This is a genomic window from Lonsdalea quercina (assembly GCF_900107885.1).
GTDB classification, from domain to species: Bacteria; Pseudomonadota; Gammaproteobacteria; order Enterobacterales; family Enterobacteriaceae; genus Lonsdalea; species Lonsdalea quercina.
On record NZ_FNQS01000012.1, the window covers coordinates 1 to 13,385 of the forward strand.

Here is a 13,385-nt window from a genome sequence, read left to right on the forward strand (position 1 = left end):
GGGAGTACCGCTACGACGGCGCGGGCAACGTGACGGGCGTGCGCACCAACCGCGACAGCGAAGGGTATCGGCTGGACAAGACCGGGCGGGTGCTGTCGGTCCTGACCGGCGGCGCGGGCAGGACGCCGACTACCGAGACCGACTACCACTACACCCGCACCGGTCTGCCGCAGGAGAAAGGACGGCTGACCGAGTGGGAAGCAGGAAGGCTGGTACAGCGCGACGATACCTATTACACCTATGACCGGGCGGGTCGTCTGGTGCGCCGACAGCAGGTAAAGCCGGGGTTCCGGGCGCAGGTGTGGCACTACCGCTGGGACAGTCGCAACCAGCTGCGGGCGGTGGATACGCCCACCGGGGAGACCTGGTATTACCGCTACGACCCGTTCGGCCGTCGGGTCAGCAAACGCTGCGCCGAGCGCGGCGAAGCGGTGCGCTACCTGTGGGACGGCGACCAGATAGCGGAAGTGCGCCACTATCGTCAGGGGCAACAGACGTCGCGGCGCCACTGGGTGCACAACGGCTGGGAATTGGTGGTGCAGCAGCGGCACACCGCGGCGGGCGGCTGGGAAACGGATTTTGTGAGCAGTGCGCCAAACGGCGCCCCGCAGGCGCTGTACGACAGCGAAGGCGAACTGCGCTGGCAGGCCCCGAAAGCCACGCTGTGGGGCCAGCGCGCAGTGGCTGAAACGGAGAGTGCCGACCCAGGACTGGCGTTCGCCGGGCAGCTCCGTGACAGCGAAAGCGGCCTGTGCTATAACCGATTTCGGTACTACGACCCGGCCGGCGGCGGGTATATCTCGCCGGACCCGATAGGGCTGGCGGGGGGACATAACCCGTATGCTTACGTTCACAATCCGCTGGGATGGATAGATCCATTAGGGCTAGCTGGATGTTCTACTCTTGATCGCATTATTGCCGATGCTAATAAGGTTGCGTCACCTGGAGGGCATATAACTCCAAAGCAAGCAGAAATATTAAAAGGTAATTTACCGGTAGTTCAAAGACGTAGTGCTTTCCAAAATAGGCTGTCACGTAAAGAATTTGTGAGAGATCAAAAATATCTTATGAGTCAATGGGAAGCGAATACAGGAAGAGTTTGGCCTACTGGGGCAACTCCGCATCATATAATTCCATTGGAAAGTGGGGGGGCGAATAAATGGTGGAACTTAATGCCTACACATGGAGCATTACCAAACCACTCTTTACCTGGAATACCTGGCCCACACGCAGCAGGTGGTGTGCTTCGTACTACAGTCCAACAAGGTAGGAAAGCTTTACCGCCAGGAACCATAACCGATTTGAGATTGTAATATGATTGATATTAATAAAGTGTTGGAAGAAATAGAGAAGGCAAGCTTCTTTTCAAAAATGGGGATGTCTGATATCCAGAATGAAAAGGTTATTTTAATTAAAGATGTTGAAAAGGTTTTCATTAATCCATCTGATGTAGATTTTAATGGCCTTTATGCTAGTACTGAGTGGCTTCCGACCTCGCCAACTCAAGATGACCCATTTTATAAAGGTCAAACTACATCTAAAGAGCTTGCAGAGCTTAGAATTAAAGTAAATAAAGCAGTATTAAATGCAACTAAAGGGTTACCTAAAGATAAATTTATATGCTTACCACATGATTTTAGCCAAGCGGCAAGAAATGGAATATGTTTTGCTTTTAGGCAGTATGTATCTGAAAAATATCTAAACCTAGGAGCTAGATGGGAGGATGTTGTGCGGATATATTATGCTGGGCATTGGCCTGTTGGCTTTGCTAAAGAAAAAATAATAGCTATTTAATATAAGGCTAGATAGATCCAAGAAGGATCTATCTAGTTATTTAGAACTGTGGTTACGCCAGCATATTCCCCTGCTGCACCCGAATCAATACCTGACCAGGCATCACGCTGATCGCCAGCGGTTGCCCGGTCAGGCCACACTGTGTCAGCCAATCCCCCGCCAGATACAACTCGCCGTTATCCCGTATCCAGTCCACGCCGATATTAGGAGCTGCGTCCACCTCCAATAATAACCGCTCAATCTCTGCCTCATCAGAAACAAACGTTATTATCAGCCCATCCCGATACGGCTCTATCTTAAATACTGCACCCGGCGTAAACCCCGCTTTAATAATATCCTGGCTATCGATAATCAGCTCAGGAATAAATCCGCCTGTGGTGGCCTGTATAATAGTGCCTCCGTTCATACGCTTCCCTCCACCTGAATAATCAATCTTCCGTGTTCAATATTTACCGTGACCGGCTGGCCGGTGATAAAGCCCGACTCTTCCAGCCTGCGGCCCTCGAGGTTTATCGCGGACGGGGGGGTTGGGTCTGCCGTTTTGCGGGGCATATCCCACCGTGTAGTAATGTACTGTTTTGGTTGCTTTATTACTTGTGTCGGCTTCGGTCAGCTACGTGCAGTTGGAATACGACCTGCGCGACCGGGTGGTGCGCGAGTGGCAGAACGCACGGAAGTGCGCAGAGTCTACGACGAGCACAGAGTCACGCGCACCCTGCTTTGGTCGTAAGAGGAAAAGGAAGAAGACGGGCTGACCAGCACTTCCGCTACAGCCGAATCAGTGAGCTGAAGCAGGTGGTGCTGCCGGACGGCGCGGAGCTGACGATAAACCACGCCGTTGCCGGGCGTAAGAGCAAACGCCGAAGCTTACGCGTCATGCCTGAGGTAGGTGAGTGACGTTTACCTTCCCGCGAGAGCAGGAAAGCAAACGGTGATGGTATGAGCGCGGAGAGCGGCGCAGAGCAAGTCTGCGCCTGAGGTGGGTTTTATTGGGCCTGCGGCGTCGGCAGGGCATCTGCCTCGGATGCTGGCGTAGACTGCAACGACAGTAATAGACCTTCGCGGCGCAGCGTGGCCGCGTCTTCGTACCTTTTCAGGCGGTCGTAGACGTCGGCGCACCAGGCGTAGTCGTAGGCGTCTGGACGCAGCGCCAGCGCGGCCTGGAAAGCGTCGGCGGCCTGTTCCCATTCGCCGTGTTTCATCAGCAGCTGGCCCAGCGTACTGTGCAGCAGAGGAACGTCGGCGTGCTGTTTGATCAGCTGGCGCAGAATTTTTTCCAGCTGTTCCGGGTTACCGGCGTCCAGCCGCGGCATCAGCAGGATCAGTCTTTCGTCATATTGACGTTTCAAGGCGTCGACGATGGTTTGCTGCGCGGTCTGGTGGTCGTCGCATTCAATCAAATGCTCCGCCATCGCAACTTGCAACGCCTGCTCGTGCCGTACGCGGCGGCTCTGATTTTTCCACCACTGTTTCAATCCTTCGCTGCCGCCTTCCGACATCGCCTGATTCATCAGTCCAAGTGTCGCCTGCTGTTGCAGGGCCGCCAACTCGGCTTCATCGTGCAACTGGGTTTTGCGCATGGCGGGCAGGATATCCAGCAGCGCGCTGTAAGCATGGGTGCGCAGGAAGGCCTGCTCGGCCAGCCTCAGCACTTCAGGATGGCGCGGCGCGACTTCCAACAGACGATCCGCGCCATGGCGTGCGGCATGGTCTTCGTGACGAGCCAGCTGAATACGAACACGGGTGATATCGACCGGTAGCTGGTCGGTGTCGGCGATTTCAGCGGCGCGTTCCAGGTATTGCCGGGTGCGGAATTCATCGCCTCTCTGCTGTGCGGCTTCGGCGGCCAGCAGATAGTTCACCACCGGTTGATCGGCATGATCGGCGTTACGCGTCATTAGCTTCTCGACCTGGCGATAGTCACCTTCCGCCAATTTGAGCAGCGCGGCTTTGGTCTGCTTGCGAGCCAGACTGCGTTTACGGCCGAGGAACCAGCCGCGCGTGCGTGCGCCGGTGCGGAAAACGCGTCGCAGTATCCACTCGACCAGCAGAAAGGCCAGAAGGAACAACACCAGCATGATGACCAGCCCGGTAACGCTGGTTTCCACGTTGTAGTTATCGGTCTGGATCAGCACGTAGCCCTGATGGCCAGCGACCATCGGTCCCGCGACCAGACCGGCGATCAACACGATAAAAAGCAGAAGTACCTTAAGCATAATCACTCTCCCTGCGGCGCGGCTGACGGTTGCGCCAGCAGGTTACGAACCCGGGTCTGCATCACTTTTTCCAGCAGAGGCTGACTTTGCAGTTCGGTAGGCACGTCCATCGAAACCGACTGCTGGCTGAGTGCGTCCAGCTGCTCCAGGAAGGCTTTGGTTGCCGCGTCGTTGTTATCGAAGTAGGCGCGAACCCATACCGCGGCGGTTTCCAGCGACTGTCGATAGGTTTCATTCTGATGACGCGGCACCGCCTGAGCGGCAACCAGCAGGCGGGCGCGGATATTTTCGCGCAGGTAGATATCCTGGTTCGGCGCCAGCAGCGGTTCGGCGCCGCTGTCGCGACGACGGACGGTGATGAATTCCGACAGGAAGTTGTGCCAGCTTTTGCTCAGGTTCTGGCGCCATTCACTCCATGAAGCGGACAAAGACGTATCATTTTCGTCCATCGGCGCTTCGTCCAGATCGCTGTCGGCCATGCGCAGGTTATCCACCTGATCGGCCAACTGATTTACCTTGAGAATGATGCCGTCGAAATCGACCTGATTAACGCTGGCTAACGTGCTGATGTCTTGCGTAATGGCGCGACGGAGGTCAATTAGGCTCGGGTCTTTCATCTCCGCCAGGCTGGCGTCTGCGCTTTTCAGCAGCGTACCTGCGGTAGTGACGTCTTTGTCCGCCCACAGTTTGCGGCCGGCCATTTTCACCAGGAAGTCGGCTTCGGACAGCAGCCAGGTTTTGGCGTCATGATTGGAGAGCGCATCCAGCTTTTCCTGCAGGTCGCCTACCTGACTGTTCAACGCCGTGAGGCGCTGTTCGCTGGCGTTTTGCGTCTGGCTTTGCTGAGCCAGGGATTGCTGCCAGGACTGCTGGTTTTGCTGCTGTTGCTGTTTGAACCCGTCGAGTTGCTCCTGTAATTGCGCGACAATCGCCGACTGTTTCGACGTCTGCTGATGCGCGTAATAGTAAACACCGCCGCTTAAGCCGAGTGCGATAACGATGGCTGCGGCACCCAGGAGCACACCGTAACGCTGAGGTGCTGACGGTGTCGGTTCGGGTTGTGTAGAGGAAGATTCAGCCCGTTCAACAACCTCTTCATTCGAAGTTGTGGGGGTAATGCGTTCCGTCATAATGAGACATCCTATGATCAGGTTTGTTGTAGTGCGCGCAGCAGCGCATCGTTATCTGCATTATCGGCGACCAAGATATCGCGCCAGCCAAAATCATGGGCCAGGGCGGCCAGTCGTTCGCTGACCACCACCATTCGGCAGCTCAGTAGCCACGAAGCCCGATAATAATCAGGAACTAAAGTATAGATCTGTTGCAGCATTTCTCCGCTGGTGACGATCAGCGTATCCACGCCGAGCGTTTGCCAGCGCAGCGTTTGCTCTGTGCCGTCATACTGTACCGGCGTCCGCTGGTAACATTCGCAGTAGCTGACCTGCGCGCCGCGCTGGCGGAGCGTATCGGCCAGCAGCTCCCGGCCGCCGTTCCCGCGCAGCAGCAGCGCCCGCTTGCCTTCAACCTCCTGGAGAGACGGATCATGCAGCAGCGTTTCGCTGGTGCCGTGACTCTCAGGATAGATGACCGGCCGACGGGTGACGGTATGAAGCGCCAGCCCGGTAGTGCGGCCGACGGCATAGTAATTCAACGTTTTCGGCCAGCGCAGACCCGCCTGCGACAACGCTGGCTGAGCGAACTTAACGGCCTGATTGGAGAGCGCGAACACCAGATCGCCCGGCTGCAATGTATTCAGCATAGCGGGTAATTGGGGCAGTTCGCGACCCAGCGTAAATTCAATCAATGGGCAGTGGTAGGCCGTGAGTCCGGCCTGACAGAGACGGGAAACCAGTTGCTCGCCCGCAGGAGAGGGGCGGGTAACTAAAATCGTCATGACGAAGAGGCACCGTAAACGGCCTGTAAAATCTCGGCGGCGCCGCAAGCCAGCAGCTCTTCCGCCAGCGCAACCCCGATGCTCTCCGCCTCTGCGCGTGGTCCACGCCGCTCGCGCAGGATGATGCGGCTGCCGTCCGGCGCGCCGACCAAGGCACGCAGCCATAGGCACTCGCCCTCCAGCTCCGCGTAGCTGCCGATCGGCACCTGGCATCCTCCCTCAAGACGTGTGTTCATGGCACGCTCCGCCTGCACCCGCGTAGCGGTGTCGGTGTGATTCAGCGGGGCCAGCAGGCGTTGCGTTCTGGCGTCGTCCAGCCGGCATTCGATACCGACCGCGCCTTGACCCACCGCCGGCAGCGACGTTTCCGGACTCAACGCGCAGCGCACGCGGTCTTCCATGCCCAGCCGCTTGAGGCCCGCAACGGCCAGAATGATGGCGTCATATTCGCCGTTATCCAGTTTGGATAGGCGGGTGCCGACGTTGCCGCGCAGATCGCGCACCACCAGGTCAGGCCGGTTGGCGCGCAGCTGGCACTGGCGGCGCAGGCTGGATGTACCGACGCACGCGCCTTCAGGCAGCGCGTCCAGATTGGGGTAGAGGTTGGAGACGAATGCATCGCGAGGATCGTCGCGTTCGCAGATGGTGACCAGTCCTAGTCCTGGCGGGAAGTCCACCGGGACGTCTTTCATGGAGTGAACGGCGATGTCGGCGCGCTGTTCAAGCAGCGCCAGCTCTAATTCTTTGACGAATAGACCTTTTCCCCCAACCTTGGCGAGCGGAGTATCCAGCAGAACGTCTCCCCGTGTTACCATTGGCACCAGCTCCACTTGTAAATCCGGATGACAAGACTGCAGCTGTTGTTGTACATAATGGGCCTGCCATAGGGCGAGCGGGCTCTTTCGGGTGGCAATTCTGAGAATATTGTCTAACATGCTGGATACCGTTGTTATCGTTTCGTTGCATCGTATCATTGATGCTGCGCCAGTGTCAGTTGCCGGGCCGTGGCTAAACCTCAGTTGGTGACGATTGCAATGATAGCAGCCATAAATCATAAATGCTGGCGAGGGTCTGAGAGAGCGACAGCAGAACCAACCCCGAAGTGTAGACCGAAAATTCTGACTTTTTTTACTTTCTTTACGCCTTTTCAGCAAGGTGTTAAATTGATCACGTTTCCAGCAATAAACTGTCCGCCATTCCTCAAAATCATGACTCAGGACAGGTTTGGAAAAACGGCTTTTTTTAGTCACTGGGATAATCAGGCGAAACGTCTTGTACCTCTATATCGAGACACTAAAGCAGAGACTGGACGCGATTAACCAACTGCGAGTTGAACGCGCTCTGGCAGCAATGAGACCCGCTTTCCAGCAGGTTTACAGTCTTTTGCCGGTTTTATTACATCACCACCATCCCCAGATGCCGGGCTACCTTGAAGGTAAGGTTCCGCACGGTATATGTCTCTACACGCCTGATGAAAACCAACAACGCTATTTCGATGACGCCCAACTGGTTGGCGGAATGGCGGAACCCATGTGTAAGCAGGGCGAATTCCCCATCAACGGCATTTATTCGATGGGCAGCACCTCATCCATTGGTCAAAGCCGCACCTCCGATCTTGACGTGTGGGTCTGCCATCAATCCTGGCTCGATACCGAAGAGCGTCAGCGCTTACAACAGAAATGCACGCTGCTGGAACAGTGGGCGGCGGGATTGGGGGTAGACGTCAGTTTCTTCGTCATGGACGAGAATCGCTTTCGTCACAATGAGAGCGGCAGTCTGGGCGGCGAAGATTGCGGTTCGACTCAGCACATTTTGTTGCTGGATGAATTCTACCGTACCGCCGTTCGCATGGCGGGCAAGCGCATCCTGTGGAATATGGTGCCGGTAGAGGAAGAGCCGAACTACGACGAGTATGTCATCAACCTTTACTCGCAGGGCGCGCTGGCGCCGAATGAGTGGCTCGATCTGGGCGGTCTTAGCACCTTGTCGGCGGAAGAGTATTTCGGCGCCAGCCTGTGGCAGCTCTACAAAAGCATCGACTCTCCCTATAAAGCGGTGCTGAAAACGCTGCTGCTGGAAGCTTACTCCTGGGAATATCCCGATACCCGCCTGCTGTCGGCCGAGATCAAAACGCGTTTGCATAAAGGCGAAATTGTGTCGTTTGGGCTGGATCCGTACTGCATGATGCTGGAGCGCGTCACCCACTATCTCACCGCCGTCGACGATATGCCGCGGCTGGATCTGGCGCGCCGCTGCTTCTATCTCAAAGTGTGCGAGAAACTGTCTACCGGCGTCGGTAAAACCGCCTGGCGCGAGCAGATCCTGACACAGCTGGTTCAGCAATGGGGCTGGGACGACAAGCGTTTGCAGATGCTGGATAACCGCGCCAACTGGAAAATCGAGCAGGTGCGCGAAGCGCATAACGAACTGCTGGATGCGATGATGCAGAGCTATCGAAATCTGATCCGATTCGCCCGGCGTAACAACCTGAGCGTCAGCGCCAGCCCGCAGGATATCGGCGTGCTGACGCGCAAGCTGTACGCCGCCTTCGAGGCGCTGCCGGGCAAAGTGACGTTGGTGAATCCGCAGATTTCTCCCGATTTGTCCGAGCCGGACCTGACGTTCATATACGTGCCCGCTGGGCGCGCCAATCGTAGCGGCTGGTATCTGTATAATCAGGCGCCATTGATGGATGCCATCATCAGCCATCAGCCGCTGGAATATAACCGCTATCTGAACAAGCTGGTGGCCTGGGCCTATTTCAACGGCCTGCTGACGTCTGCCACGCAGCTGCATATCAAAGGCGGAGATCGCTGCGATTTAGCCAAGCTCAAGGAGCTAGTGTCCGACGTCGCGAGTCACTTCCCGCTTCGTGTCGCGCCGCCCACGCCTAAGGCGCTGTATAGTCCGTGCGAGATTCGTCACCTGGCGATCATCGTCAATTTGGAGCACGATCCGACGGCGGCCTTCCGTAATCAGGTCGTGCACTTCGACTTCCGTCAACTGGACGTGTTCAGTTTTGGTCAGCAGCAGCAGTGTCTGGTCGGCAGTATTGACCTGCTATACCGCAACTCCTGGAATGAGGTCAGAACCCTGCACTTCAGCGGCGAACAGGCGGTATTAGAAGCGCTGAAAACCATTCTGGGCAAAATGCATCAAGATGCGGCGTTGCCGGAGTCGTTGGACGTCTTTTGCTACAGCCAGCATTTACGCGGACTGATCCGCACGCGCGTACAGCAACTGGTGTCTGAGTGTATAGAGCTGCGCTTGTCCAGCACGCGTCAGGAGCCGGGTCGCTTCAAAGCGGTGAAGGTGGCGGGACAAACCTGGGGGCTGTTCTTCGAGCGACTCAGCGTGTCGGTGCAGAAACAGGAGAACGCGGTGGAGTTTTACGGCGCGATTTCCAACAACAAACTGCAGGGGCTGCCAATTCAGGTGGAAACCGCCGCGCAAGTCCACTTGCCGCCGGTGATAGACGGCGTCGCTAGCGAAGGGATCATTCAGTTCTTTTTTGAAAACCGAACGGACAACGAAGGTTTCAATATCTATATTCTGGATGAGACCAACCGGGTCGAGGTATTTCATCACTGCGAAGGCAGCAAAGAGGAGCTGGTGCGCGACGTCAGCCGCTTCTACTCCTCCTCTCACGATCGTTTCACCTACGGCGCCAGCTCAATCAATTTTAATCTCCCGCAGTTTTACCAGATAGTCTTGGTCGATGGCCAAACGAAGGTGATTCCATTCCGCAAGAGCGACCTCTCGCCGATGTGTATGACCTCGCTTCAGGACGGCTCTCCACGGCTGAACCCGCGACAGCTTCAGACGCTGTAGTTTGACGCTCTTCTCTCAACGCGCCACCCACCTTCAATAGACCGAACGCTCTTTTCTTCGCTCTTGGCCTTAACGTACGCTTCCAGCGAAGTGCCCTCGTGCATCGGTTCGATTCATTGAACTCGCCGTCGTTGATTTTCGATTCCTGTTGATTTTCATGATCCAGCTGCGATTATAGAGAGCATGAGTCTCTGAACGACAGGTTTAACGTTATGAAATCGCTATTTCGCCAGGCTGCGCTGGCGCTGGTTGCACTCGCGGTGGTCGGCTGTGGTCTGAAAGGGCCGCTGTACTTCCCGCCGGAGCAGAAAAGCCCGACGCCGAGTGAGTCTCAGACACAGAACAATACGACACCGCAACCATCGGCTAATCGGCCATAACGGCAGACGATCAAACGGGATTTCCCCATCTTTTAACGGGTCACGATAGCGTATTTACCGCGTCCGGTTGAGCCAGCGGAGTCAGGATAATGCAGTTCTCCAAAATGCACGGTTTAGGCAATGACTTTATGGTCGTCGATGCCGTCACGCAAAATGTCTATTTTTCGCCCGAGCTCATCCGCCGTCTGGCGGATCGCCATTGCGGCGTGGGCTTCGACCAGTTGCTGGTTGTTGAGCCGCCGTACGATCCTGAGCTGGATTTTCATTACCGTATCTTCAACGCCGACGGCAGCGAAGTGGCGCAGTGCGGCAACGGCGCCCGTTGCTTCGCTCGTTTTGTACGGCTGAAGGGGCTAACGAATAAGCGCGATATCCATGTCAGCACCCACAGCGGACGCATGGTGCTGTCGGTCACCGAAGATGAACTGGTGCGGGTCAATATGGGCGAGCCAAACTTTGAACCGCAGCAGATCCCGTTTCGCGCCGCGAAAGCCGAGAAAACCTACATCATGCGGGTGGCGGACCACACCGTGCTGTGTGGCGCGGTGTCGATGGGCAACCCGCATTGCGTCGTGCAGGTCGATGACGTCGATACGGCGGCGGTCGAAACGCTCGGGCCGTTGCTAGAAAATCATGAACGTTTCCCCGAACGCGCTAACATTGGTTTTATGCAGGTCGTTAATCGCGATTCCATCCGGCTGCGAGTCTTCGAGCGCGGCGCGGGAGAAACTCAGGCCTGCGGTAGCGGCGCCTGCGGGGCTGTCGCGGTAGGGATTCAGCAAGGGCTGCTGTCGGCGGAAGTCAACGTGAAACTGCCGGGCGGCGAGCTGGATATTCATTGGGCGGGGCCGGGAAACCCGTTGTTCATGACCGGTCCGGCCACGCATGTCTATGATGGATTCATTCATTTATGAAACGCGTCGAGGAACAGCAGGGACAGGTCGATCGCGAGGTTGAACTGACGGATGACATGGTGCTGCAGTTCCTGCATCAAAACCCCGATTTTTTCATCCGCAATTCTCGCCACGTTGAACAGATGCGCATCCCGCACCCGGTGCGAGAGAGCGTATCTTTGGTCGAGTGGCAGCTGTCGCGTCAGCGCACCCAGATCCAGCACCTGGAAGAGGACATTACGCTGCTGATGGAGCAGGCCGCGCAGAACGAGGCGCTGTTCAATCAACTGTTGCAGTTACAACTGGCCTTGTCGGCGGCGGATTCGCTGCAGGATCTGCTGGATCGTTTGCAGCGCTGGGCGCGCAAACTGGGGCTGTCCGGCGCCACGGTGCGGCTGTTCAGCGACAAATGGCGTATCGGCGCGCCGTCTGATTTCACGCATCTCGCGCTGAATCGCACGGCGTTCGAACCCCTGCGCATTCAGCGGCTGGGGAAACGTAATCACTATCTTGGCTCGCTTAACGGACCCGAGCTGCTGCTGCTGCTGCCACAGGCGCGGCAGGTGGGGTCGGTCGCGCTGTCCATGATGGGCGAAAAAGGCGATCTGGGACTGCTGATTTTCAGCAGCCGCGACAGCCATCATTATCAGGAAGGGATGGGGACCGTGCTCTTGCAGCATCTGGCGACGATATTGCCGATGGTTCTGCAACGCTGGATCGAACGGCTATGAACGTCCCCGACTCGCCCTTGTTGACGCAGGCCGACGCCTTTTTACGCTATCTGCGGGTCGAGCGGCAGCTTAGTCCGCTGACGCAAAGCAGCTATGCGCATCAACTCCAGGCCGTTATCTCTATCTTATCCGCCTCCGGCATAAGCGACTGGCGTCAGCTAGACGCCGCCGGGGTGCGTGCGGTAGTGGCGCGCAGCAAGCGCGATGGACTGCAGTCCTCCAGTCTGGCGCTGCGCCTCTCCGCGCTGCGCAGTTTTCTGGACTGGATGGTGAGCCGCGGCGCGTTGAACGCCAATCCTGCCAAAGGGATTGCCACGCCGCGAGCCGGGCGTCATCTGCCCAAGAATATGGATGTGGACGAGGTCAACCGTCTGCTGGACATCGACGAGAGCGATCCGCTGGCGGTGCGCGATCGGACGATGCTGGAAGTGATGTACGGCGCGGGTCTTCGTCTGGCTGAGCTGGTCGGTTTGGACCTGAGACATATCGACCTGGACAGCGGCGAAGTCTGGGTCATGGGGAAAGGCAGCAAAGAGCGCCGTTTGCCGTTGGGCGGAACGGCGGTCACCTGGCTGCATCGCTGGCTGGCGCTGCGGGAGATCTATGCGCCGGATGACGACGCGGTGTTCGTGTCCAGTCAGGGCAAGCGTATCTCCATGCGCAACGTTCAGAAGCGCTTCGCCGAGTGGGGCGTGAAACAGGGCGTGAATAGCCACATCAATCCTCATAAGCTCAGGCATTCCTTCGCAACACACCTGTTGGAGTCGAGCGGCGATCTGCGCGCGGTGCAAGAGCTGCTCGGCCACGCCAACCTCACCACGACGCAGATTTATACGCATCTGGATTTTCAGCATCTGGCTTCGGTCTATGATGCGGCGCATCCCCGCGCCAAACGAGGCAAATCCTGATGCACGTTTATCGTCCCCTCGGCCGAATCGAGGCCCTCACCTTCGATCTCGACGACACGCTGTACGACAATTTCGAGGTTGTGCGGCGCAGTTCACAGGAAGCGTTGCAGTTCCTGCGCGAACTCCATCCGGGGTTGCGTTCGTTGACCGAGGCGGAATTCGGCACGATGCGTAGCGAATTGCGCGCGCAGGAGCCGGAGATTTACCACGACATGACCGAGTGGCGTCGCCGCACGGTCGTGCTGGCGCTACGGCGTCAGGGGATGAGCGAGGCGGAGGCGGACGACGGCGCAGCAAAAGCGATGACGCACTTCGCCTACTGGCGCAGCCGTATCAGTATTTCGCAGGAAACCCACGATACGCTTGGGGCGCTGGCCCAACGCTGGCCGCTGGCGGCGATCACCAACGGCAATGCCGATCCTCATGCGTGCGGGCTGGGCGAGTACTTCCAGTTTGTACTCCGCGCCGGTCCGGACGGCCGCGCCAAGCCGTGGCACGACATGTTTCATCAGGCTGCGGAACGTCTCAATTTACCGTTGCATCACCTGCTACACGTGGGGGATGATCTCATCACCGACGTGGCCGGCGCCGTGCGCTGCGGGATGCAATCCTGCTGGATAGCGCCACAGAGAGCTAACCTGATGCAGCTCCGCGAAGCTCGGCTACTGCCGCATATTGCAATTGCAAGGTTGGTTTCGCTGACGGCATTGCTATAATTCACGCTTTCCACTGTATGCA

The 13,385-nt window shown here is 57.3% G+C and carries 13 protein-coding genes and 1 pseudogene; 8 read left to right on the forward strand and 6 right to left on the reverse strand.

What is annotated here, in order from left to right; genetic code table 11:
• Positions 1 to 1,313, forward strand: a 1,313-nt coding sequence (locus tag BLU64_RS14535) for an RHS repeat-associated core domain-containing protein (RefSeq protein WP_280513594.1), incomplete at its 5' end; no start/stop codon positions are given.
• A gap of 1 nt (position 1,314) precedes the next feature.
• Positions 1,315 to 1,794, forward strand: coding sequence for a hypothetical protein (locus tag BLU64_RS14540; RefSeq protein WP_036153706.1), 480 nt, complete (start codon positions 1,315 to 1,317; stop codon positions 1,792 to 1,794).
• Positions 1,795 to 1,846: 52 nt separating this feature from the next.
• Here BLU64_RS14540 and BLU64_RS14545 read toward each other — a convergent pair whose 3' ends face one another.
• The 6 genes and pseudogenes from BLU64_RS14545 to hemC all read right to left on the reverse strand — a co-directional run bounded on the left by BLU64_RS14545 (position 1,847) and on the right by hemC (position 6,839).
• The gene (locus BLU64_RS14545) at positions 1,847 to 2,200 is read right to left on the reverse strand and encodes a SymE family type I addiction module toxin (RefSeq protein WP_026741248.1); all 354 of its coding nucleotides are present in this window, start codon (positions 2,198 to 2,200) and stop codon (positions 1,847 to 1,849) included.
• Positions 2,197 to 2,407 (reverse strand): annotated as a pseudogene (locus tag BLU64_RS14550) (SymE family type I addiction module toxin). Before BLU64_RS14550 ends, BLU64_RS14545 begins: the two are co-directional and overlap by 4 nt.
• A 373-nt stretch (positions 2,408 to 2,780) precedes the next feature.
• Positions 2,781 to 4,010, reverse strand: a complete 1,230-nt coding sequence (hemY, locus tag BLU64_RS14555) for a protoheme IX biogenesis protein HemY (RefSeq protein WP_074729191.1) — start codon at positions 4,008 to 4,010, stop codon at positions 2,781 to 2,783.
• 2 nt (positions 4,011 to 4,012) lie between these two features.
• Positions 4,013 to 5,140, reverse strand: coding sequence for a uroporphyrinogen-III C-methyltransferase (hemX, locus tag BLU64_RS14560; RefSeq protein WP_026744283.1), 1,128 nt, complete (start codon positions 5,138 to 5,140; stop codon positions 4,013 to 4,015).
• A 17-nt stretch (positions 5,141 to 5,157) separates the two neighbouring features.
• Positions 5,158 to 5,904 (reverse strand): uroporphyrinogen-III synthase, encoded by a 747-nt coding sequence (gene hemD, locus BLU64_RS14565; protein WP_074729194.1) that lies wholly within the window; start codon positions 5,902 to 5,904, stop codon positions 5,158 to 5,160.
• Entirely contained in the window at positions 5,901 to 6,839 is a 939-nt protein-coding gene (gene hemC / locus BLU64_RS14570) for a hydroxymethylbilane synthase (protein ID WP_074729196.1), read from the reverse strand. Before hemC ends, hemD begins: the two co-directional genes overlap by 4 nt.
• A gap of 337 nt (positions 6,840 to 7,176) precedes the next feature.
• Between hemC and BLU64_RS14575 the strand changes: the two genes are divergently transcribed.
• From BLU64_RS14575 to yigB, 6 genes are all read left to right on the forward strand, one after another.
• Complete coding sequence (locus BLU64_RS14575; protein WP_026744280.1) at positions 7,177 to 9,735, forward strand: class I adenylate cyclase; 2,559 nt, start codon at positions 7,177 to 7,179, stop codon at positions 9,733 to 9,735.
• A 212-nt stretch (positions 9,736 to 9,947) separates the two neighbouring features.
• Entirely contained in the window at positions 9,948 to 10,115 is a 168-nt protein-coding gene (gene lptM / locus BLU64_RS14580) for an LPS translocon maturation chaperone LptM (protein ID WP_071999816.1), read from the forward strand.
• Between the two features lie 89 nt (positions 10,116 to 10,204).
• Positions 10,205 to 11,029, forward strand: a complete 825-nt coding sequence (gene dapF / locus BLU64_RS14585; RefSeq protein WP_026744279.1) for a diaminopimelate epimerase — start codon at positions 10,205 to 10,207, stop codon at positions 11,027 to 11,029.
• On the forward strand, positions 11,026 to 11,739 hold the full coding sequence (locus BLU64_RS14590) for a DUF484 domain-containing protein (protein WP_074729198.1): 714 nt from the start codon (positions 11,026 to 11,028) through the stop codon (positions 11,737 to 11,739). The genes dapF and BLU64_RS14590 overlap by 4 nt, the downstream gene beginning before the upstream one ends.
• On the forward strand, positions 11,736 to 12,647 hold the full coding sequence (xerC, locus tag BLU64_RS14595) for a tyrosine recombinase XerC (protein WP_074729201.1): 912 nt from the start codon (positions 11,736 to 11,738) through the stop codon (positions 12,645 to 12,647). Before BLU64_RS14590 ends, xerC begins: the two co-directional genes overlap by 4 nt.
• Complete coding sequence (gene yigB, locus BLU64_RS14600; protein WP_026744276.1) at positions 12,647 to 13,363, forward strand: 5-amino-6-(5-phospho-D-ribitylamino)uracil phosphatase YigB; 717 nt, start codon at positions 12,647 to 12,649, stop codon at positions 13,361 to 13,363. The genes xerC and yigB overlap by 1 nt, the downstream gene beginning before the upstream one ends.
• Positions 13,364 to 13,385: the final 22 nt, after the last annotated feature.

Coding starts and splice junctions, on each gene's coding strand:
- dapF (WP_026744279.1), top strand. CDS start 10,205: ATGCAGTTCTCCAAAATGCACGGTTTAGGCAATGACTTTATGGTCGTC.
- hemY (WP_074729191.1), bottom strand. CDS start 4,010: ATGCTTAAGGTACTTCTGCTTTTTATCGTGTTGATCGCCGGTCTGGTC.
- hemD (WP_074729194.1), bottom strand. CDS start 5,904: ATGACGATTTTAGTTACCCGCCCCTCTCCTGCGGGCGAGCAACTGGTT.
- hemC (WP_074729196.1), bottom strand. CDS start 6,839: ATGTTAGACAATATTCTCAGAATTGCCACCCGAAAGAGCCCGCTCGCC.
- BLU64_RS14540 (WP_036153706.1), top strand. CDS start 1,315: ATGATTGATATTAATAAAGTGTTGGAAGAAATAGAGAAGGCAAGCTTC.
- BLU64_RS14590 (WP_074729198.1), top strand. CDS start 11,026: ATGAAACGCGTCGAGGAACAGCAGGGACAGGTCGATCGCGAGGTTGAA.
- lptM (WP_071999816.1), top strand. CDS start 9,948: ATGAAATCGCTATTTCGCCAGGCTGCGCTGGCGCTGGTTGCACTCGCG.
- hemX (WP_026744283.1), bottom strand. CDS start 5,140: ATGACGGAACGCATTACCCCCACAACTTCGAATGAAGAGGTTGTTGAA.
- yigB (WP_026744276.1), top strand. CDS start 12,647: ATGCACGTTTATCGTCCCCTCGGCCGAATCGAGGCCCTCACCTTCGAT.
- xerC (WP_074729201.1), top strand. CDS start 11,736: ATGAACGTCCCCGACTCGCCCTTGTTGACGCAGGCCGACGCCTTTTTA.
- BLU64_RS14545 (WP_026741248.1), bottom strand. CDS start 2,200: ATGAACGGAGGCACTATTATACAGGCCACCACAGGCGGATTTATTCCT.